The 18828-nt window shown below is 67.8% G+C and carries 22 protein-coding genes and 1 tRNA gene; 13 read left to right on the top strand and 10 right to left on the bottom strand.

Features of this window, described 5'->3' with window-relative positions; all coding sequences use genetic code 11:
- Positions 1-305: 305 nt before the first annotated feature.
- The 3 genes from ACX9GQ_RS17235 to ACX9GQ_RS17225 form a co-directional block, all read right to left on the bottom strand.
- Positions 306-1534 (bottom strand): IS3 family transposase gene (locus ACX9GQ_RS17235; protein ID WP_459630802.1). Its coding sequence is split into 2 segments (ribosomal slippage): positions 306-1198 and positions 1198-1534, totalling 1230 coding nucleotides; the frame shifts between segments, so codons are not numbered across the junction.
- 252 nt (positions 1535-1786) lie between these two features.
- Positions 1787-1880: transfer RNA gene (locus tag ACX9GQ_RS17230), tRNA-Ser, on the bottom strand.
- Between the two features lie 87 nt (positions 1881-1967).
- Positions 1968-2228, bottom strand: coding sequence for a hypothetical protein (locus ACX9GQ_RS17225; RefSeq protein ID WP_459630801.1), 261 nt, complete (start codon positions 2226-2228; stop codon positions 1968-1970).
- A 316-nt stretch (positions 2229-2544) separates the two neighbouring features.
- On the opposite strand from ACX9GQ_RS17225, the gene ACX9GQ_RS17220 reads away from it, so the two are divergent.
- The gene (locus ACX9GQ_RS17220) at positions 2545-2826 is read left to right on the top strand and encodes a hypothetical protein (protein ID WP_459630800.1); all 282 of its coding nucleotides are present in this window, start codon (positions 2545-2547) and stop codon (positions 2824-2826) included.
- Positions 2827-2832: 6 nt separating this feature from the next.
- On the opposite strand, the gene ACX9GQ_RS17215 is transcribed toward ACX9GQ_RS17220, so the two are convergent.
- On the bottom strand, positions 2833-3315 hold the full coding sequence (locus ACX9GQ_RS17215; protein ID WP_459630799.1) for an N-acetyltransferase family protein: 483 nt from the start codon (positions 3313-3315) through the stop codon (positions 2833-2835).
- 103 nt (positions 3316-3418) lie between these two features.
- Here ACX9GQ_RS17215 and ACX9GQ_RS17210 point away from each other — a divergent pair, with 103 nt between their 5' ends.
- Together ACX9GQ_RS17210 and ACX9GQ_RS17205 are read left to right on the top strand one after the other, a co-directional pair.
- A complete protein-coding gene (locus ACX9GQ_RS17210; protein WP_459630798.1) occupies positions 3419-3949 on the top strand; it encodes a DedA family protein in 531 nt (176 codons plus the stop codon).
- An 85-nt stretch (positions 3950-4034) separates the two neighbouring features.
- Positions 4035-4718, top strand: a complete 684-nt coding sequence (locus ACX9GQ_RS17205; RefSeq protein ID WP_459630797.1) for a tetratricopeptide repeat protein — start codon at positions 4035-4037, stop codon at positions 4716-4718.
- A gap of 91 nt (positions 4719-4809) precedes the next feature.
- Here the strand turns inward: ACX9GQ_RS17205 and ACX9GQ_RS17200 are convergent, their stop codons facing one another.
- The 5 genes from ACX9GQ_RS17200 to ACX9GQ_RS17180 form a co-directional block, all read right to left on the bottom strand.
- Entirely contained in the window at positions 4810-4983 is a 174-nt protein-coding gene (locus ACX9GQ_RS17200; RefSeq protein ID WP_459630796.1) for a Flp family type IVb pilin, read from the bottom strand.
- Positions 4984-5173: 190 nt separating this feature from the next.
- Positions 5174-5758, bottom strand: coding sequence for an OmpA family protein (locus ACX9GQ_RS17195; protein WP_459630795.1), 585 nt, complete (start codon positions 5756-5758; stop codon positions 5174-5176).
- Between the two features lie 11 nt (positions 5759-5769).
- Positions 5770-6204, bottom strand: coding sequence for a cysteine rich repeat-containing protein (locus ACX9GQ_RS17190; protein ID WP_459630794.1), 435 nt, complete (start codon positions 6202-6204; stop codon positions 5770-5772).
- A gap of 263 nt (positions 6205-6467) precedes the next feature.
- Positions 6468-6962 (bottom strand): hypothetical protein, encoded by a 495-nt coding sequence (locus tag ACX9GQ_RS17185; RefSeq protein WP_459630793.1) that lies wholly within the window; start codon positions 6960-6962, stop codon positions 6468-6470.
- Positions 6963-7179: 217 nt separating this feature from the next.
- Positions 7180-7860 (bottom strand): TetR family transcriptional regulator, encoded by a 681-nt coding sequence (locus ACX9GQ_RS17180; RefSeq protein ID WP_459630792.1) that lies wholly within the window; start codon positions 7858-7860, stop codon positions 7180-7182.
- A 178-nt stretch (positions 7861-8038) separates the two neighbouring features.
- Between ACX9GQ_RS17180 and ACX9GQ_RS17175 the strand changes: the two genes are divergently transcribed.
- From ACX9GQ_RS17175 to ACX9GQ_RS17150, 6 genes are read left to right on the top strand one after another with little or no spacing between them, the layout of a single operon-like run.
- Positions 8039-8944, top strand: a complete 906-nt coding sequence (locus ACX9GQ_RS17175) for a shikimate dehydrogenase (protein WP_459630791.1) — start codon at positions 8039-8041, stop codon at positions 8942-8944.
- Complete coding sequence (locus ACX9GQ_RS17170) at positions 8941-9486, top strand: TRAP transporter small permease (RefSeq protein WP_459630790.1); 546 nt, start codon at positions 8941-8943, stop codon at positions 9484-9486. Before ACX9GQ_RS17175 ends, ACX9GQ_RS17170 begins: the two co-directional genes overlap by 4 nt.
- A 2-nt stretch (positions 9487-9488) precedes the next feature.
- Complete coding sequence (locus tag ACX9GQ_RS17165) at positions 9489-10772, top strand: TRAP transporter large permease subunit (RefSeq protein ID WP_459630807.1); 1284 nt, start codon at positions 9489-9491, stop codon at positions 10770-10772.
- A 41-nt stretch (positions 10773-10813) separates the two neighbouring features.
- Positions 10814-11818 (top strand): DctP family TRAP transporter solute-binding subunit, encoded by a 1005-nt coding sequence (locus ACX9GQ_RS17160; RefSeq protein WP_459630789.1) that lies wholly within the window; start codon positions 10814-10816, stop codon positions 11816-11818.
- A gap of 55 nt (positions 11819-11873) precedes the next feature.
- Positions 11874-12797, top strand: a complete 924-nt coding sequence (locus ACX9GQ_RS17155) for an alpha/beta hydrolase (RefSeq protein WP_459630788.1) — start codon at positions 11874-11876, stop codon at positions 12795-12797.
- 43 nt (positions 12798-12840) lie between these two features.
- The gene (locus ACX9GQ_RS17150; RefSeq protein WP_459630787.1) at positions 12841-14736 is read left to right on the top strand and encodes a bifunctional sugar phosphate isomerase/epimerase/4-hydroxyphenylpyruvate dioxygenase family protein; all 1896 of its coding nucleotides are present in this window, start codon (positions 12841-12843) and stop codon (positions 14734-14736) included.
- A gap of 4 nt (positions 14737-14740) precedes the next feature.
- Here ACX9GQ_RS17150 and ACX9GQ_RS17145 read toward each other — a convergent pair whose 3' ends face one another.
- Positions 14741-14968, bottom strand: a complete 228-nt coding sequence (locus ACX9GQ_RS17145) for a hypothetical protein (RefSeq protein ID WP_459630786.1) — start codon at positions 14966-14968, stop codon at positions 14741-14743.
- Positions 14969-15318: 350 nt separating this feature from the next.
- On the opposite strand from ACX9GQ_RS17145, the gene ACX9GQ_RS17140 reads away from it, so the two are divergent.
- The 4 genes from ACX9GQ_RS17140 (at position 15319) to ACX9GQ_RS17125 (ending at position 18827) form a co-directional block, all read left to right on the top strand.
- Positions 15319-15609 (top strand): hypothetical protein, encoded by a 291-nt coding sequence (locus tag ACX9GQ_RS17140; RefSeq protein WP_459630785.1) that lies wholly within the window; start codon positions 15319-15321, stop codon positions 15607-15609.
- Between the two features lie 329 nt (positions 15610-15938).
- Positions 15939-16700, top strand: a complete 762-nt coding sequence (locus ACX9GQ_RS17135) for an ABC transporter permease (RefSeq protein ID WP_459630784.1) — start codon at positions 15939-15941, stop codon at positions 16698-16700.
- A complete protein-coding gene (locus ACX9GQ_RS17130) occupies positions 16700-17416 on the top strand; it encodes an ABC transporter ATP-binding protein (protein WP_459630783.1) in 717 nt (238 codons plus the stop codon). Before ACX9GQ_RS17135 ends, ACX9GQ_RS17130 begins: the two co-directional genes overlap by 1 nt.
- Before the next feature lie 154 nt (positions 17417-17570).
- A complete protein-coding gene (locus ACX9GQ_RS17125) occupies positions 17571-18827 on the top strand; it encodes an aminopeptidase (RefSeq protein WP_459630782.1) in 1257 nt (418 codons plus the stop codon).
- Position 18828 lies beyond the last annotated feature (1 nt).

Below are 18828 nucleotides of genomic sequence, written 5' to 3'. Positions count from 1 at the left end.
TACGCCGCCACCCTCACCGCAACGGACGATCGGCTGCGCAACCCGGACCAGCTCCGCCGATCGCCCGTTGCTTCAACCGCGCCATCCGGCGCAACATCCGCCGAGGCTCTAACCGCTGCTGGATGAAAATCCAGTGGCAGGTCAACCCCGCCACGGCAGCAAATGACAGAGCCAGGAACGCGTACCGCATGCTTGGGTGCCTCATCGCCCGACGACAATGCCAACACGTTCGCATATGTTGAGGGATGCAGCCAAGGTTGGGTCGTCATTTACGACCGGGGGAGCAGAAGGTGGAGTTGACCCCGTTAGACCGGACACGTGGCTGATTGTGACATGACCCGGATGTACTCCCGAGGGGAGCGATATCCGAACCGGCTGTGCGGATGGACGTCGTTGTAGTCGTCCATCCAGGAGGGGATTGACGCGAGAACGGCTTCGGCGCTTGGGATCGGGTTCACGCGGACATAGTCGCGCTTGAACGTCTTCACGAAGGCCTCGGCGATGCCGTTGCTCTCCGGGCTCTCGACCGGAGTGAAGCAGGGATCGAGATTGAGCGCGAGGGCAATGTCGATGGTCTTCGCCGCCGCGTAGATCGAGCCGTTGTCGCTGAGCCACTGAACGCGATGGGGCGCCCGGGGGCTGCCGAAGCGTGCCTCGACGCAGCTCACCATCATGTCCCGGATCATCTCGCCGGAAAGTCCCGCCGTCGTCGCCGTCCAACCGATCACCTCGCGATCGTGACAGTCGAGGACGAACGCCACGCGGACGACCTCGCCGTTCCAGCACGTGAACTCCAGACCATCGGAGCACCAGCGGACGTTCGAGTGCAGCGTGGCGACCTGGCCGTCATGCTCACGGGCCTGTCGCCGACCCGTGTGGCGGGCCAGCAGGAGGCCGAGCTTCTTCATGAGGCGATAGACCCGCTTGACGTTGACGGGCGGCAGGCCGGCGGATCGCCGCTCGCGCTTGAGGAGCGCGGCGATCCGCCTGTACCCGTAGGTCGGGCGTGCATCCACGAGGCGCCGGATCTCCGCGCTGAGTTCGAGATCGCCTTCCCGGGTCTGCGGTCCGCGCCTGGGTCGCACACCCTTGACGCGTTCGGCGATGTTGGACCGCGCCACGCCGAGCGTCTCGGTGACCGCCTTCATCGGGAACCGTCCCTGGGCGCAGAGTTCGACAGCGAGATCGCTTTTTTTGCCCGCGCGAGGTCAAGGGCCTCCTTCAGGATCTCGACCTCCATGGTCTTGCGCCCGAGCATCCGTTCCAGTTCGCGGACCCGCTCCTCCAGCCGGCGTACCTCGTTGGCGCCCACGACATCGTCGTCGACCCGGACGGCTTCCTTGCCGCCTTCGCTCATCAGTTGCCTCCATCGGAACACGAGGCTGGGCGAGAGCCCATGGCGACGGGCAACATAACTGATCGACATGCCGGGCTGCATCGTCTCGGCCACGACGGAGAGCTTCTGCTCCGTCGTGAAGCGCCGGCGACGGGCGACACCGGTGATCACTTCCACCTTCGAGAAGGTCTCAGACATAGGCGTATTCCTAGGTCTATGCCTAGGTCCTCCGGCTAACGCCGGTGTCCGGTCGAAACGGGGTGCACTTCAGCGATCCCGATCGCCGCGATGGCAATCAGCATGGACCCAAGATCGAGTCTTGATCTACGCTCAGAGGTCGACTTCCCGTCGAGCGCAACGGCGTGGGCTATCATCGGCGAACCGACTTGGGGATTATTTTGGGGGCTGAGGCAACTTAGTCCGAAATTATCTAGCAATATCAATGGCGTTTGGCGGAGACGGAGGGATTCGAACCCTCGATAGGGCTTTACAACCCTATAACGGTTTAGCAAACCGCCGCCTTCAGCCGCTCGGCCACGTCTCCGTGGGGCCATGCGTAGAGAGGTCGGGGGGCGGGGTCAAGGGGAGGACGGCCAACCGGCGCCCACCGTCCCGCCGTCCCGGGCCATCCTCAGTGGCGCGACAGCCAGAGGCGAGCCTCGCGCTGGGCAGCCGCAATCTCCGAGGGGGTCATCTCGGTCGCCAGCTCGGCCCGCAGCGCCACAGCCTCGGGACAGCCCCGCAGCGCGGCGATGTTCAGCCACTTGTGCGCGGTGACCCGGTCGACCTCGACCGTGCGGCCAGCGGCATACATCACGCCCAGTTCGTAGAGCGACCGTCCGTCGATCGCCTTGTCGGTCGGCTCGGCCGACATCCTGTCGAAGCTCGCCATCGTTCGTCTCCCGCAACAACCAGCCCGTTCGGGCCCGGTGCCGACGGATCCCTTCCGTCATGGGAAGAATTTGAATCGTTGTTGTTTGAATCCGTGGTTGAGAAACACGCTGAATCGCACGCTAGGAAAGATGAACGGCGCGCAACCTTACCTGTTGCTGAAGATCATGGTCGGGACCCGTCCGCCATGTCTTCGACGTGATTCCTTGCCATCCTTGCAGGGACGTCAGGCTTTGGGCAGCCGGGGGCATCGGTGGACCGCACCCGCTAGTGGACGCCTTGCCACCTGGCACGAAAACGGCGAGACATGCGTCGGCATGCATCGTTTCTGGTTTCTTGCTTCGTTCCTCCTGTCCGGCCTGATCGCCGCAGCCTCGCCTGCCACGGCGGAGCCGCGCTCTGCGGCCGTGCCGCCGGCGCGTGTGGCCGGGGACCCCTCCGAGACGTCGGCGCTCCCAGACGATCCCGTGGCGCAGGCCCAGCGGCTGCAGCTGCAGAAGCAGAAGGGTTGCGCGGTCGAATGGACGGCACGCAAGCGGGCCGGGAAGACGGGCGGGCAGTCGTGGCGGGAGTTTGCCGCTGCCTGCATGAAGCCGTGACCGGCGTCAGCGCAGCCGCTTCTTGAAGCCCCCATGGCTGTGGACGTAGCCCTGCCGCTCGTAGAAGCGGTGGGCATCCGCTCGGTTCAGGTTGGACATCAATTCCATGACCGCAGCCTGCCGGCGACGCGCTTCCTCCTCCGCGAACGCCACCATGCGCGCGCCGATGCCCTGGCTGCGGGCATCGGATCGCACCTGCACCGAGCGCAACTGCGCGTGAAGGGCTCCATGGCCGGTGAGCCCGGGCAGGAAGCTCAGCAGGAAGCTGCCGACGACGTCCCCGTCCACCTCCGCGACGTAAAGCGTGTGGTCGGGGTGCGCGGCGATCGTGCGCAGCGCGGCGCGGTAGCCGGGAGCGCGTTCGATCGTCCAGGAATCGCCGTGCCCGCCGACGACGTCGTGCGCGTGGAGGGCGACGATGGCGGGCAGGTCCGCCTCGACCGCCTCCCGGAACCCTAGCATTCCCGCATTGTCCTCGTGATCGTTCATGGCCGGCATCGTCTCCCGATCGGATCCGCTGCCCTGTCAAAGGGCGATTCCCTCACTATTGTGTCTCCGTGCGCGTCGGCGCGCACGCCACCGAGGGCCTTCCGTGACGCTTCCAGAATTCGCCGTGCCGATCATCGAGTTCGTGCGCGCCCATGAATCATGGGCACCGCCCATCGTGTTCGCGCTGGCCTTCGGCGAATCGCTGGCCTTCATCGCCCTCCTTGTACCGGCAACGGTGATCCTGTGGGGAATCGGGGCGTTGGTCGGGGTCACCGGGATCGACTTCTGGCCGCTCTGGCTGGCGGCTGGCCTCGGCGCGGCGCTGGGCGACTGGGTGTCGTATTGGCTGGGCTACCACTACCACGCACAGATCGCGCGCATGTGGCCTCTGTCGCGTCATCCGCAACTGCTGTCCCGCGGACATGCCTTCTTCGAGAAGTGGGGCCTTGCGGGCGTATTCCTCGGCCGGTTCCTCGGGCCGCTGCGCGCCACCGTCCCGCTCGCCGCGGGTGCCTGCACGATGCCTTCCGTGCCGTTCCAGCTGGCGAACTGGTCGTCCGCCTTCGTCTGGGCCGGCTGGACGCTGGGAGCGGGCGCGATCGGGGTGGAGTCCCTCCAGCGCCTCGGGCTGTAGGCGTCCCGCCGGCTTCAACACGTCGTGAAGGTGGAATGCGACACGTCGCCTAGGGTTGAACCTCCCGGGAGCAAAGGAGGGCACCATGGCTCGCAGATCGCTCGGAAGCGCGGTTCTCGTTGCGGCGGTTCTGATCGCCGCCGGACAGGCCCGTGGGGCCGGAGACGGCGGAGGGAGCGGTGGAGTAGGCGGTTCGGGAGGCGGGGCTGGCGAGGGCATGCCGGGCTCGGCTGCCGTGACGCCCGGCAAGGCCCCACCTGTGGAGGGGCTCTTCACGAGGCCGACGGCGAAGCCGGGTCAGCCGAAGGCCCAGAAGGCGGTCCCCACATGCGGCGCGGGCTTCGTACTGAAGGCCGGGTCCTGCGTGCGCGTCCGCGCTGGCGTGCTCGGCGACGGCGATCTCTACGCGCAGGGACGTCTGCTGGCGGTGAGGGGATGGTACGCGGAGGCGTTGCCGATCCTCGACGCGATCCAGCGGACGGACGACTCGATGGTCTGGACGATGCGCGGGTTCGCCACGCGCAAGCTCGGCCGCGTCGAGGAGGGGATGGCCCTCTACGAGAAGGCGCTCGCGATCGACCCGAACAACCTGAACACCCACGAGTACAAGGGCGAGGTCTTTGTCACGGCTGGCCGCCTCGATCTGGCGCGGGTCGAACTGGCGACCCTGGAGAGGCTGTGCGGCCGCACGTGCGAACAGTACGAGGACCTCGCCAGGGCCATTGAGACCGGGCAGCCCGAAGGGCCTGAGGACGACGAGGACGCCTGATCGAAAACGGAAAGAGCCCGGGCCGTCCCGAGACGGCACCGGGCTCCTTGGCGACACTCGCCCCCGAGGGGACGAAGCGGTCAGCCGGCGATCAGTTCGCCGACTTCACCGCGTTGCCGATGTTCGTGAACGTGTCCTGCAGGTTGCCGCGCAGGGCCTGGAGCGAGGCGATGAGGCCGACGGCGACGATGGCCGCGATCAGGCCGTACTCGATCGCCGTGGCGCCCGACTCGTCCTTCACGAAACGCTGGAAGAGGGTGGTCATGGAGGCTCTCCTGTTTGATCCGCCTGACACCACCCTCGCAGACGCCCCCTAACGAACCCCCTAGCGCGATGGTCGAAAAACCATTGATTGCGCTTAAGCTTTCCGAACTACTACTGATTGTGAATGTGGACCGAGGCACGTGGCTTGGCCGCGGCCGACCTCCTGGCAGGCCGCGGCGTCGGCCGCGCGGTCAGCGGAACCGGCCGACGTTGATGATCTGTACCCGGCGGTTCACCGCGGCATCGGGGTGGGTGCGGTCCTGCAACTGCTCCTCGCCGAGCCCGACCGAGATCAGGCGCGACTGGGCGATCCCGAACGTCGTCACGAGCGCCTCCACCACGGCCGCAGCCCGCTGTTCGCTGAGCTTCAGGTTGAACTCGCGTCCGCCCGTCGCGTCGGTGTGCCCGACGATCAGGAACTTGTACTCCTGCAGCGAGGGGTGGCGCAGCGCGTCCGCCACCACGCCGACCGCGCGGAAGGACTCGGGCCGGATCACGGAGGAGCCGAGCTGGAACAGGATCTCGACACGCAGCTGCGCGAGGTCGTCGAGTTCCTTGTCGAGCGGCTCGCGCAGGTTGGCCATCGGCCCCCGGTTGGCTGCGACGCTGTCGACGGCCTTCTTGCGCAGGGCTTCGACGTCGACGGCCTTGGCCTTGTCGAGTTGGCCGAGCGTCTGGATCAGCTGGGAATCGTCGAGGCGCTCCTGTGCCCTGACGACGGAGAGGGTGGATGCGGCGACGAGCGCCGTGGCGAGGAGAAGGGCCTTGCGGGTCATGGGGCTGCCTCTCACTCGTTCCAGCCGGCGTCGACGATGATCTGCTTGCAACTCGCGCTCACCACGCGGGTCGCCTTCAGCAGGCACTGCAGGATGTAGCCGTCGTGCGGTTGCACGCCCTTGCAGTACTGGCGGATGTCGTGTTCGCACACCTTGACGGCCGAGGCCTGGGCGGCGATGCGCTTGTCGAGCAGTGCGAAGGTCGGCTCGAGGGTGGCCTTGCAGCCTTCCGAAATCTCAGCGCTCTTCTGCTGCAGGCAGGCCCGGACGGCCCCGCGGCCGAGCGGCACGCTTGAGCAGTGGCGCTCGATGTCGCGTCCGCACGACTTGGCGATCCGGTCGTAGGCTTCAGCGAAGCCGATGGTCTGTGCGCCGGCTGCCGACGACCCTGCGGAAAAGGCCGCTAGGCCGAGCAGGGCGGCCAGGATGATCCTGCGTCCCGTCACTGGTGTCCCCCGTGTGTTGCCCCCCGCAAAGGTGCGGGGGTCGGGAGCGACGAAATCGCAGCTTGGGCGTGGCCGCTAACGTTTTTGGGACAGTGGCGCCGGAAGGAGTGGTCCCGGCGCCAATTTGGAGCTGGCAGGCGCAACCGTGGCGCGCAGCGGAACTGGTGTTCAGCCGCTGGAAGGTGAAACCGAGCGCTTGAGGACCCGGATCAGCCCCCCGGGGAGCGGGCGCCGGCAACGCCCGGCGTCAGCGCCGTCGGCCCTCACTTCGACAGTTCGATGAGCACCTCATCCCTGCCGAGGCTCAGCGTGAGGCCCTCGCTCTGGCCGACGAGGTGCATGATCACGCCGTTGCTGTTCTCCAGCCAGAGCTCGCTGCGGCCGCTGGTCTCGAGGCCGATGGGCCCCGTGCCCTCGACCCAGATCCCGGAGAACTGCTCGAGACTGTCGAGCTTGTAGATGTTGCCGCTCACATTGCGCTTGGCGAGACCGCCCGGTCCCACCACGGAGCCGGCGACGTTGAACTTGTAGGTCTTGCCCTTGAAGGTCAGCGTCCCGCGGCCGACGGGGGCACCCGCCACGACCACCTCGGTCAGGGCGACCTTGCCGGAGGGCTTCAGGCCCTCGATGTCGAGCTGGTTCGGCGCCTTGATGGGAACGGGGGTCTGTATCGGGTCGGACGCGCAGCCGGCCAGGGTGAAGGCGAGGAGCACCGGCAGTGCGGCGCGGCGGGTGAGGCTCGGCGAGCGAAGCGACATGGACGTGGTCCCGTTGGCTGGGTGGCCGTCAGCGACGGACGGGCTGCGGCGCGGGCATCCCCGCAGCGGCACGGTAAACAACGGGGAGGGTGCAGGTTTGCTTTTTGGGGACAGGAGGGGCTTCGTGCTGACCCGGACGGACTGAGCTCTCTTCGTCGTCGTGAACACCTGCAGCGGAACGCTCGGCTCACGGCGACGAGGGCCGAGCGCGTCGCGATCAGTTCTCCTCGAGCCGCAGCGCGTATCGCACCACCGTCTCCCCGACGACGGAGCGTCGATGGGCGGTCGTCGCCGGATCGTCCATGTCCACGCGGAAGATGCGGGAGAAGGTCGCCCGGTTCGAGACGTTGAAGAAGCACAGGGCGCTGATCGTCATGTGCAGGTCGATGACGTCAAGCCCCTCGCGGAACACGCCCTCCTCAACGCCACGCCGGTAGACGTCGGCGAGCGCCTGGATGACCGAGACGTTCAGACCCTGGATGTGCTCGGAACGTTCAAGGTGCACGCCGTTGTGGATGTTCTCGACCATCACGAGCCGGACGAACTCGCGGTTCGCGTTCTGGTAGTCGAACGTGAACTCCGCCAGCCGACGCAGGGCGTCGACGGGCGCCAACCCCTCGAGGTTGAGGGTCTGCTCGATCCGGCGGATCCTCGCGTAGGCCTCCTCGAGGACGGCGACGAAAAGGCCCTCCTTGTCGCGGAAGTAATAGTAGATCATCCGCTTGCTGGTGGAGGTCTTCTCGGCGATCTCGTCCACCCGCGCGCCGCTGAAGCCCTTGGCGGCGAACTCGCCGGTCGCAACCTCAAGGATGTTGCGCCGGACCCCTTCGGGATCCTGTGTCCGGCCGGTTCCCGTCCGCTCGGCGCGAACGGCCTCGGCGGGCCCTGCTTCGTCCACGTCACTCTCCCTCGCGTCGCCGGAAGCTTCCATGGCCCCGGCGTCTTGTACAGCTTTGAGAGGCACATTGACTGAACTCACCAGTTCGTACAATCTGGATTCAAGTGGCCGACGGAGCCGCGGCCGCCTTGCGGGGCGGGAGGATGACGCAAGGTCTGACAGGCCCTCAGGAGGCTGCATGGGAACCGCGCTGGCTGCGAGGGCAGGAGAGGCCGCACGCGTCGTCCGCACCGGGCAGACGATCCTCACCGGCCTCATCGGCAGTGCCATCGGCCAGTCGCGTGCGCCGGTGCTGCACCAGAGCGAAGCGGCCGCGCACGGCCGGATCGGCATCTACCGGCTCATCGACCTTGAAGTGATCGGACGGGGGCCAGAGGCGCTGCCCGATCTTCTCGCGGCGGCCGAGCAGTTCGGCTTCTGCGGGCTCAACATCACGTTTCCCTGCAAGCAGGCGGTGATCCCGCACCTGCACGAACTCTCGGAGCACGCTCGCGCGCTGGGCGCCGTGAACACGGTCGTGCTGCAGCAGGGCCGCCGCATCGGCCACAACACCGACTGGTCAGGGTATGCCGAGTCGCTGAAGGCGGATCTGCCGGGCGCCGATCTCTCCCACGTCGTTCTTTTCGGGGCAGGTGGCGCCGGTGCCGCGGTGGCCTATGCGCTGCTGATGAGCGGCGTCCGCCGCCTCACCGTCGTGGACGAGGACGCGGGGCGCGCCGAGGGCCTTGCCGCCCAGTTGGCACCGCGCTTCTCCGCCCAGCGGATCGACGTCTCCGCCGCGGACGAGGCGATGGTGCAGTCGGCGAGCGGGGTCGTCAATGCGACGCCGGTGGGCATGGCGAAGTTTCCCGGCACCCCCTTTCCCGCCGCCTGGCTCACTCCACGGCAATGGGTCAGCGACATCGTCTACTTCCCGCTCGTGACCGAGCTGCTGGCCGCCGCGCGGGCGAAGGGATGCCGTACGCTCGACGGCAGCGGCATGAACGTCCGCCAGGCGGCCGAGGCCTTCCGTCTCTTCACCGGCCTGACGCCGGACGCCGACCGGATCCGCGGCTTCTTCGACGCGGCGGGGAGGGCGGCATGACCCGCATCGTCGATGGCTTCTTCTGGTGCCTCAAGGCGACGGCGGCGCTTCTGCTGGCCGCAATCATTCTGCTGGTCTTCGTCAACGTCGTCCTGCGCTACGCCTTCAACTCCGGCATCACGGTGTCGGAGGAGCTGGCACGCTGGTTCTTCGTCTGGATGACCTTCATCGGTGCGGTCGTCGCCCTGCGCGAGCGCGAGCATCTCGGCATGGACACGCTCGTGCGCAGGATGGGCCGCACCGGCCGCAAGGTCTGCCTCGTCGTCAGCCACGCGCTCATGCTCTACGCAACGGGCCTGCTCTTGTGGGGCAGCTGGCGCCAGATGCTGATCAACTGGGACGTCACGTCGCCCGCGGCGGAACTCTCCACCGCGTGGTTCTACGGTGCCGGCGTCTTCTTCGGCGTCTTCGGTGGCGCGGTCCTCCTGTGGGACCTCGTGCTGCTGGTGACCAACCGGCTCTCCGACGAGGAACTCATCTCCGTTAAGGAAAGCGAGGACGAACCGCATCCCGTCGCCGAAGGATCGCGGAGCGCGCCATGACCCTGACGATCCCGATCTTCCTCGGCGCTCTTCTCTCGGCCATGGCGATCGGCATGCCGATCGCCTTCGCGCTGATCGTCTGCGGCATCGCGCTCATGGCCTACATGAACATGATGGACGCGCAGATCGTCGCGCAGAACGTCCTGAACGGCGTCGACAACTTCGTCCTGCTCGCGGCCCCCGGCTTTATCGTCGCCGGCGAGATCATGAACGCCGGCGGCCTGTCGAAGCGCATCGTCAACATCGCGGTCGCCTTCCTCGGTCACGTCCGCGGCGGGCTCGGCTACGTCGCCATCCTGTCGGCGACGATCATCGCCGCCCTTTCGGGCTCCGCCGTCGCCGACGCGGCTGCGCTCTCCGCCTTCCTGATTCCGATGATGGTCGCCGCCGGCCACGACCGCGCCCGCGCCGGCGGCCTCATCGCGGCGGCCGCGATCATCGCGCCGATCATTCCGCCGAGTATCCCGTTCGTGCTGTTCGGCGTGCTGGCGAACGTCTCGATCACCAAGCTGTTCATCGCCGGCATCGCACCCGGCGTCATGCTGGCCCTCGGGCTCTGCATCGCGTGGTGGATCGTCGCGCGCAAGGAGAACGTGAAGCCGCTGCCGAAGGCGAACGGCGCCGAGCGGATGAAGGCGGTCATCGACGGCGCGTGGGCGCTGGGCCTGCCCGCGATCATCATCTTCGGGCTCAAGTTCGGCGTCTTCACGCCGACCGAGGCGGCCGTGGTGTCGGCCGTCTACGCGCTCTTCGTGGCGATGGTCATCTACAGGGAACTGAAGGTTTCCGACCTGTTCGGCATCCTCGTGCGCGCCGCCATGACGACGAGCGTCGTGATGTTCCTCGTCGCGGCGGCGCTGGTGTCGGGTTGGCTGATCACGGTGTCCGACATCGCCAAGTCCGTCGTCGCCATGGTCCAGCCCTTCATCGACAACCCGATGCTGCTGATGCTCGCCATCATGCTGCTCGTGATGGTCGTCGGCACCGCGCTCGACCTTGGCCCGACGATCCTGATCCTGACGCCGATCCTGATGCCTATCGTCAAGGCGGCGAACATCGACCCCGTGTTCTTCGGCGTGCTGTTCATCGTCAACAACGCCATCGGCCTCATCACGCCGCCCGTTGGCACGGTGCTCAATGTCGTGGCCGGGGTCGGGAAGATCAGCATGGAGGACGTCACGAAGGGCATCGGCCCGTTCCTGCTGGCCGAGGTGATCGTGCTGTTCCTGATGGTGCTGTTCCCGTGGCTCGTCACGGGACCCGCCAACTTCTTTCTGGGGCGGTGAAACGCCCCGGCGCAGTCCAGTCTCAACAAGGGAGGATGATGATGAAGTCGTTTTGGAAGGTCGCCGCGGGCGTCGTGCTCTCGGCCGCTCTGCTCGCGCCGGCCGCGCAGGCCCAGGTGCGGGACCAGAACTTCAAGCTCGGCGTGCAGATCGGGCTCGACAACGCCCGCGGCCGCACGATCCAGAAGTTCGCCGACCTCGTGAAGGCGAAGTCGGGCGGCAAGATGAACGTGCAGATCTTCCCCGGCGGCGCGCTCGGCGGCGACCTGCAGACGCTCTCGGCCATGCGCGGCGGCACGGTTGACGCCACGGTCACCGCCACCAGCACGCTCGTCGGCATCGTCAAGGACTACGCGCTCCTCGACCTGCCCTTCGTCTTCCAGAGCGACAAGGAAGCCATGGCCGTCCTCGACGGCGGCTTCTCCAAGCGCCTCAACGCGCAGCTCGACGAGAAGGACCTCATCGGCCTCGGCTACTGGGGAGCCGGCTACCGTCACCTCACCAACAGCAAGCGCCCGGTGAAGTCGCCCGACGACGTGAAGGGCCTCAAGATCCGCGTCCTGCAGAACCCGCTCTTCATCGACCTGTGGAAGGCACTCGGCGCCAACGCCGTCCCGATGCCGTTCCCGGAGGTCTACTCGGCGCTCGAGCAGGGCACCGTCGACGGCCAGGAGAACCCGGCGGCGACGCTTGTCAGCGCCAAGCTGTTCGAGGTGCAGAAGTTCCTCTCGCTCACCTCGCACGTGTACTTCGTCGACTCGCTGCTGTTCTCCAAGCCGATCTGGACGAAGCTCAACGACGACGAGCGCAAGGTCATCACCGACGCCGCGAAGGAAGCCGAGGCCTACGGCCGCGTCGAGGTGATCGGCGAGGACAAGTCCAACATCGACGCGATGCGCGCCAAGATGCAGGTCAACGAGATCGCGCCGGCCGACATGGAGAAGTTCCGCGCCGCCGCGAAGCCCGTCGTGGACAAGTACGCGGCATCGGGCGACCAGGCCGCCGTGAAGGACCTGTTCGACACCATCGCCAAGGTCCGCAAGTGAGTTGACGGCGGGGCGGCTTCGGCCGCCCCGCTCCGTTTCGGGAAAGGCACCGCCCATGATCGACCCTTCGCTGCAGCCCTATCTCGACGGCTGGTCGGAGGCCTGGCGGGACGTCCCGCGAGGCGCCCCCGTCTCCGTCAGGCGGGCGAAGCTCGAGGCGCTGTCCGAGGCCTCGCGCAAGCCGCTGCCGCCCGGCATCGTCAGTGAGGTCGTCACCGTTCCCGGCGGCCCCAGGCCCGTGCGGGTGCGCCTGTTCCGCCCGCAGGGCGGTTTCCGTCCGGCGCTCGTCTACATGCACGGCGGCGGCTGGATGCAGGGGAGCCCCGAGACGCACGACGAGATCGCCGCCGCCATCGCCGACCGGGCCGGGCACGCCGTGTTCAGCGTCGACTACGCGCTCGCGCCCGAGAACCCCTTTCCCGCCGCCGTCGAGGACTGCGCTGCGGTCGTCCGCTGGGTCTTCGGCCACGCCGCCGCCCTCGGTGTCGACCCGGCCGCGGTCTCCGTGGGCGGGGACAGCGCCGGCGGCAACCTCGCCGCCGCCATGACGTTGCTCTTCCGGGGCTCGCCGCAGGCTTTGCGCTGCCAGGTGCTGTTCTATCCGGCCGTCGACTTCGCCCACGACCGCCTGTCGGTCCGCGAGAACGCCGCCGGCCCGATCATCACCGCCGAGAGCCTCCCCGGCACGGCGGCCATGTACCTGCCGAATCCGGCGGACAGGCGCAATCCGCTCGCCGCGCCGATGCTGGCCGAGAGCCACGCGGGGCTGCCGCCCGCCTTCGTCGCGGTGGCAGAACACGACCCGCTCCGCGACGAGGGGCGCGACTACGCCAAGGCATTGCAGGCCGCCGGAGTCGATACGATGCTGCACGAGGGGCGAGGCCTGTTCCACGGCTACCTGCGGGCCATGTCTCTCGCTCCGGTGGCACGCGAGCCACTCGATACCGCCTGCGCCTGGCTGGCCGCACGGACCCGCTGAAGCCGGGGATGGGCGGGGGAACGACTGCGAGGAGGACACCGCCATGAGGCCCGCGATCGCCACGGTCTGTCTCTCCGGGGGGCTGCAGGAGAAGCTCGAGGCCATCGCCGCCGCCGGGTTCCGGACGGTCGAGATCTTCGAGAACGACCTCATCGCCTTTCCCGGCTCCCCTGCCGATGTCCGCCGGATGTGTGCCGATCTCGGCCTGACGATCTGCACCGTCCAGCCCTTCCGCGACTTCGAGGGGCTGCCCGAGCCGCGCCGCGCCCGCACCTTCGACCGGGCGGAGCGGAAGTTCGACCTGCTCCAGGAACTGGGCACGGACATCCTGTTTGTCTGCTCCAGCGTCTCGCCGGAGGCGCAGGGCGGCATCGACCGTCTCGCGGCGGACTTCCACGAACTCGGAGAGCGCGCCGCCCGCCGCGGCCTGCGCGTCGGCTACGAGGCGCTGGCGTGGGGGCGCTTCGTCAACGACTACCGGGATGCGTGGGAGATCGTGCGCCGCGCGGCGCATCCGGCGGTCGGCACCATCCTCGACAGCTTCCACATCCTCGCCCGCGGCACCGAGCTCGGCACCATCGCCTCGATCCCGAGGGACCGGATCTTCCTCGTCCAGCTCGCCGACGCCCCGCGGCTGCAGATGGACTACCTCTCCTGGAGCCGCCACTGGCGCTGCATGCCGGGACAGGGCGACCTCGATATCGCGGCCTTCATGGATGCGCTGGGTGCCACGGGATACGACGGGGCGCTGTCGCTGGAGATCTTCAACGACCGCTTCCGCGCCGGCTCGGCCCGTGCCGTGGCCGTCGACGGGCTTCGCTCGCTCCTCACCATGATCGACGACGCCGGACGCCGTGGCGGCCGCACGCTGCCTGGCACCGCTGCCATGCCGCCCCGCGCGCCGGTCCAGGGCGTCGAGTTCACCGAGTTCGCGGTGGACGAGGCCGAGCGCGAGCATTTCGCCGGCCTTCTGCAGTCCATGGGCTTCGCCCGCACCGGCACGCATCGCTCGAAGGACGTGTCCCTGTGGACTCAGGGCGCGATCCGCATCGTGCTGAACAGCGACAAGGAGGGCTTCGCCCACAGCTACAACATCACCCACGGCACCTCCGTCTGCGCCATGGCGCTTAAGGTGCCCGATGCGCGCGCTACCGTGGCGCGAGCAACCGCGCTTCTGGACAAGCCGCATGCGGGAGCAGTGGGGCCTGGCGAACTCGACATTCCGGCCGTTCGCGGTCTCGGCGGCAGCCTCGTCTACTTCGTCGACGACGTGTCGACGCTCGGGCGATGGTCCGAGGTCGATTTCCTGCCGACGGGCGAAACGACCGACGGCATCGGCCTTGACCATGTCGACCACGTCTCCCAGTCCATGCAGTACGAGGAGATGCTGACCTGGCTGCTCTTCTACACCTCGATTTTCGAGGCGAGGAAGATGCCCTCGCAGGCCGTCATCGATCCCGGCGGCGTCGTGCAGAGCCAGGTCATCGAATCCGGCCTCGGGGGCTCCGGACACGGCCTCCGGCTCGTGCTCAACGGTTCGCAGAGCCAGCGCACCCTGTCCTCCCGGTTCCTCTCGGACTTCTTCGGCTCGGGGGTCCAGCACATCGCGCTGGCCACCAGGGACATCGCCGCGACCGTCGGTGCGATGAGGGCAGCCGGCGTGACCATGCTGCCGATCCCGGACAATTACTACGACGATCTCGAGGCGCGCGCGGATCTGCCGGCCGAGGAGATCGAGCGCTACCGATCCCTCGGGATCCTCTACGACCGCGACGACCGTGGGACCTTCCTGCAGGCCTACACGACCACGCTCGAGGGCGGCTTCTTCTTCGAGGTCGTGCAGCGCGACGGCTATGTCGGCTACGGCGCGCCCAACGCCGCCATCCGTCTCGCCGCGCAGGCCCGGCTCGCGCGACCGGCCGACATCCCGAGCCTGTAAGGCGTCAGCGCAGGGTCGCCAGCGCGGCGACAGCGCTCAGGATCAGGCCGAGCGACACGAGGGTGCTTGCGGCCACGAGCGTGATCCGTTCCCAGTTGGGACCGGGGCGCGAGCGCTCCCTCCTGTGAGGAGAGGGGAGCGCGATCCGCGGCCCCGTCGCCGCGTTGCGGCGCGCGCCGCTTGACGCGACGGCGTGATACATCCGGCCGTTCTCTTTCGCGAACAGCGACATCCGATGACGCTCCAGGTGTTGCAGCGTGCCCGGACCCCACCGATTCGCGCTGCCCACTCAGTACGGCAGAGCAAAGGCGGAGGTGCAACAGTATTGCGATGAAGAGGAGCGTGTCCCGCGACCATTGTTGACCGTTTAAGCTCAATATTGCGCTTGATTGAGGTGTGCTCGATCTAGGATTGTATTTCGCTGACTCAGCTCTTGACCAGTTTCGGTGCTCGCGTCGCCGGGCATCACGACGTTTGGCAGAATGCGCGATCACGCCCGCGCCGCGATGGCGTCAGAGAGCGTTAACCTTGCCGTGCGACCCTGCCTGCCGGTCCCCTCGTAGGACCCCCGGAGACACGCCGATGAAGCCGCTGGTCCTGATCGCCGCCACCGCTCTGCTGGCAGTTGCCCCGCATGCGTGGGCCGATGCTCCCGGGCCCGGTGCCGGCATGTCGCATCATCACGGCCGCCATGGCCATGCCCACGCCCGCCATCACTACGGCTACCGCAGTGCCCAGCTCCCCGGCGTCCTCGGCATGGAGCGCGGGGGCGTCCTCTACTGGCGCCCGGCCGTCGATCCCATGCCCGAGCATGTGGTGGAGATCGCCGAACCCACCGTCACCCACCGCCGCGCGATCCGCGCGCTGTACTGAGGGTGGGGTCGACCTAAGCGCCCGCCGACGATTCGGCCGTCGCCCCTCGAGTCCGAGGCGCGCAGGGGGCGTTCCGGCAACAGGCCCGCCGCGTCGGACTCTCGTCCCGACTCCACATTACTCAAGTGTTGGGGTTCACTCCTGAAATCACTCTCAGATTGGCAGAATCAGGTACGCAACTTACGGTAGTATTCGTGGGCCTTGTAGGCTTATCGGATGCGCGGTAGACTGCCGCCCGATCTTGTTGATGTTGTGTTTTCGTTTTGATTATCGATTTTCGTTTCGATCTCGTTCCTGATCGGCAACAGCTTCGTCTCGCAGCCAGCGACGTGGCGGACGGCGTCGGCAATGCCAGGCTGTGGTGGTTGCTCGGTCTCACCGACATGCGGCAGCGCTATGGTCGCTCGCGCCTCGGCCAGTTCTGGATCACGTTGAGCACGGCGGCCTTCGTCTTCGGCATCGGCGTCGTGAACGCGGGGCTCTTCCGCACAAGTGCCGCGGACTACGTGCCCTACGTTGCGACGGCGTTCCTCGTGTGGGGCTTCATGACGGGGGTCCTGAACGAGGCGTCGACCGCTTTCGTCCAGGCCGCGGGCTTCCTGCGGCAGCAGCCGCTGCCGAAGACGCTGTTCGTGATGCGAGGACTGGTCCGTCAGGGCGTCATCCTTGCGCACAATCTCGTCATCCTGCCGGTGGTGTGGCTCGCGTTCGGCGGGGACCCTGGTCCGGAGGCTTTCCTCGCAGTCCCCGGCCTTGTGGTCCTCGTCGTGTCGCTCGCCGGACTTTCGCTCGGCCTCGCGGTGCTGGCGACGCGATTCCGCGACCTGCCGTTGCTGGTTCAGAACCTTCTTCAGCTTGCCTTCTTTCTGACGCCGGTGCTGTGGCGTCCTGAGCAACTGCCGGCCGCAACGGCTGCGCTGCTCGCCTGGAATCCTTTCGCGCCCCTTCTCGGCCTTGTCGCCGGACCGCTTACGGGCCAGGTGCCCGGCACCGACGCATGGGCTCTGGGCGTCGCCATCGCGGTGGTGTCCTGCACGGGCGGCTTCCTTGTCTTCGCGCGCTTCCGGGCGCGACTGGTCTACTGGCTATGATGACGGGGCAGATCGAGACAGGCGTCGGCATCGACCTCGAGAACGTCAGTGTCTCGATCCCGATCTACAACGCGCGCAGCCGCTCGATCCGGCGCGACGTCCTGAGGCGCGTGGGGGCGGGTCTCCACGGCGGAGACCAGGAGGTGGTTCGCGTCGAGGCGCTTCGCGGCGTGACCCTGTCGCTGCGCCCCGGCGACCGTGTGGGGCTCGTCGGCCACAACGGGGCGGGCAAGTCGACGCTCTTGCGCGTGCTGGCCGGCGCCTACGAGCCCAGCGCCGGGCGCGCCGTCATCCGCGGCCGTGTCGCCGCGCTGCTCGACATCGGGCTCGGCATGGAGCCGGAGCTGACCGGCCGCGAGAACATCCTGCTGCGCGCCGCCTGCATGGGGCTCACATATCGCGAGGCGAAAGACCTGGAGCCCGAGATCGAGGCGTTCTGCGAACTCGGCGCCTTCCTCGACATGCCGATGCGCACCTACTCCTCCGGCATGGCCCTCCGCCTCGCCTTCGCCGTCTCCACCTCCGTCGCCCCCGACATCCTGCTCCTCGACGAACTCGTCACCGTCGGCGACGCCGCCTTCGCCGAGAAGGCAAAGGCCCGCATGGACGCGCTGATGGAAAAGGCCGCGATCATGGTGCTGGCCACCCATGACGACGCAATGATCGCCAGGCTGTGCAACAGGGTGTTGCGGCTGGAGGGGGGGGCACGTCGTTGAATCAGCCGCCCCTCCCATGGTGCCTCCGTTGGCCAGGGACGGACGAGTCGACACGCAGGCGGGCACCGATCCGCGTGGCTGATGCGCGTCGGCGACCGGCGGACAATCGTGCGGACACGCGGTAAAGTGCGGACAAGATCAGGAGACCACCGCCATGAACACGCATGCTCGTCCGCCCGTCGCCGTCATCGATCCCGTCAAGCTGGACAGGCTCGCCGAGGTCGCGGTGAAGGTGGGGCTCGGGTTGCGGCCGGGGCAGGATCTCGTGATGACGGCGTCGGCCGAGGCGCTGCCGCTGGTGCGCAGGATCGCGGAGCACGCCTACAAGGCGGGGGCGGGGCTGGTGACGCCGCTGCTCTCGGACGAGGAGGTGATCCTCGCCCGCTATCGCCACGCGCAGGACGCGAGCTTCGACCGGGCGGCGGGGTGGCTCTACGAAGGCATGGCGAAGGCCTTCGACGGCAACGCCGCCCGCCTCGGCGTCGTCGGCGACAACCCGATGATGCTGGCCGGGCAGGATCCGGAGAAGGTGGCGCGGGCCAACAAGGCGAACTCGACCGCCTACCAGCCGGCGCTCGCCCGCATCACCGGCTTCGACATCAACTGGAACCTCGTGTCCTACCCGACCGCGGCGTGGGCGCGGCTGATGTTCCCCGAGGATCCGCAGGACGTCGCGGTCGGCAAGCTGGCGGATGCGATCTTCGCCGCCTCCCGTGCCGACCTGGAAGACCCCATCGGCGCGTGGGCTGCCCACAACAAGGCGCTGCACATGCGGCGCGACTGGCTGAACGGCCACCGGTTCGCCTCGTTGCGCTTCCGCGGGCCGGGCACCGACCTCGTCGTCGGGCTCGCCGACGGCCACCTGTGGCAGGGCGGCGCGTCCACGGCGAAGAACGGCATCACCTGCAACGCCAACATCCCCAGCGAGGAGGTGTTCACGACGCCGCATGCCCTGCGGGTGGAGGGCCATGTGCGCAGCACCAAGCCGCTGTCCTACCAGGGCACGCTGATCGACGAGATCGCCGTGCGCTTCGAGGGCGGGCGGATCGTCGAGGCGACGGCCTCGCGCGGGCAGGAGGTGCTGGCCAAGGTGCTCGACACAGACGAGGGCGCCCGGCGTCTCGGCGAGGTGGCGCTCGTGCCCCATTCCTCGCCCATCTCGAAGAGCGGGCTGCTCTTCTACAACACCCTCTTCGACGAGAACGCGGCCTGCCACATCGCTCTCGGGCAGTGCTACGCCAAGTGCTTCGTCGACGGCACGAGCCTGAAGCCGGAGCAGATCGCGGCGCAGGGCGGCAACAAGAGCCTCATCCACATCGACTGGATGATCGGCTCGGGCGAGATCGACATCGACGGCCTCAAGCCCGACGGGACGGCGGTTCCCGTCTTCCGGAAGGGCGAGTGGGCCTGAG

The sequence above is a fragment of the Alsobacter sp. R-9 genome (assembly GCF_054612375.1).
Note: the sequence above shows the minus strand (reverse complement) of the source record. Positions and strands in the feature narration are given on the sequence as shown.

What these genes read in the sequence shown, in the direction of transcription:
- ACX9GQ_RS17225 (WP_459630801.1), bottom strand. Translation starts at nt 2,228, where the DNA reads ATGGCGAGCTTCGACAGGATGTCGGCCGAGCCGACCGACAAGGCGATC.
- ACX9GQ_RS17220 (WP_459630800.1), top strand. Translation starts at nt 2,545, where the DNA reads ATGCATCGTTTCTGGTTTCTTGCTTCGTTCCTCCTGTCCGGCCTGATC.
- ACX9GQ_RS17215 (WP_459630799.1), bottom strand. Translation starts at nt 3,315, where the DNA reads ATGAACGATCACGAGGACAATGCGGGAATGCTAGGGTTCCGGGAGGCG.
- ACX9GQ_RS17205 (WP_459630797.1), top strand. Translation starts at nt 4,035, where the DNA reads ATGGCTCGCAGATCGCTCGGAAGCGCGGTTCTCGTTGCGGCGGTTCTG.
- ACX9GQ_RS17200 (WP_459630796.1), bottom strand. Translation starts at nt 4,983, where the DNA reads ATGACCACCCTCTTCCAGCGTTTCGTGAAGGACGAGTCGGGCGCCACG.
- ACX9GQ_RS17195 (WP_459630795.1), bottom strand. Translation starts at nt 5,758, where the DNA reads ATGACCCGCAAGGCCCTTCTCCTCGCCACGGCGCTCGTCGCCGCATCC.
- ACX9GQ_RS17185 (WP_459630793.1), bottom strand. Translation starts at nt 6,962, where the DNA reads ATGTCGCTTCGCTCGCCGAGCCTCACCCGCCGCGCCGCACTGCCGGTG.
- ACX9GQ_RS17175 (WP_459630791.1), top strand. Translation starts at nt 8,039, where the DNA reads ATGGGAACCGCGCTGGCTGCGAGGGCAGGAGAGGCCGCACGCGTCGTC.
- ACX9GQ_RS17170 (WP_459630790.1), top strand. Translation starts at nt 8,941, where the DNA reads ATGACCCGCATCGTCGATGGCTTCTTCTGGTGCCTCAAGGCGACGGCG.
- ACX9GQ_RS17160 (WP_459630789.1), top strand. Translation starts at nt 10,814, where the DNA reads ATGAAGTCGTTTTGGAAGGTCGCCGCGGGCGTCGTGCTCTCGGCCGCT.
- ACX9GQ_RS17155 (WP_459630788.1), top strand. Translation starts at nt 11,874, where the DNA reads ATGATCGACCCTTCGCTGCAGCCCTATCTCGACGGCTGGTCGGAGGCC.
- ACX9GQ_RS17150 (WP_459630787.1), top strand. Translation starts at nt 12,841, where the DNA reads ATGAGGCCCGCGATCGCCACGGTCTGTCTCTCCGGGGGGCTGCAGGAG.
- ACX9GQ_RS17145 (WP_459630786.1), bottom strand. Translation starts at nt 14,968, where the DNA reads ATGTCGCTGTTCGCGAAAGAGAACGGCCGGATGTATCACGCCGTCGCG.
- ACX9GQ_RS17140 (WP_459630785.1), top strand. Translation starts at nt 15,319, where the DNA reads ATGAAGCCGCTGGTCCTGATCGCCGCCACCGCTCTGCTGGCAGTTGCC.
- ACX9GQ_RS17130 (WP_459630783.1), top strand. Translation starts at nt 16,700, where the DNA reads ATGACGGGGCAGATCGAGACAGGCGTCGGCATCGACCTCGAGAACGTC.
- ACX9GQ_RS17125 (WP_459630782.1), top strand. Translation starts at nt 17,571, where the DNA reads ATGAACACGCATGCTCGTCCGCCCGTCGCCGTCATCGATCCCGTCAAG.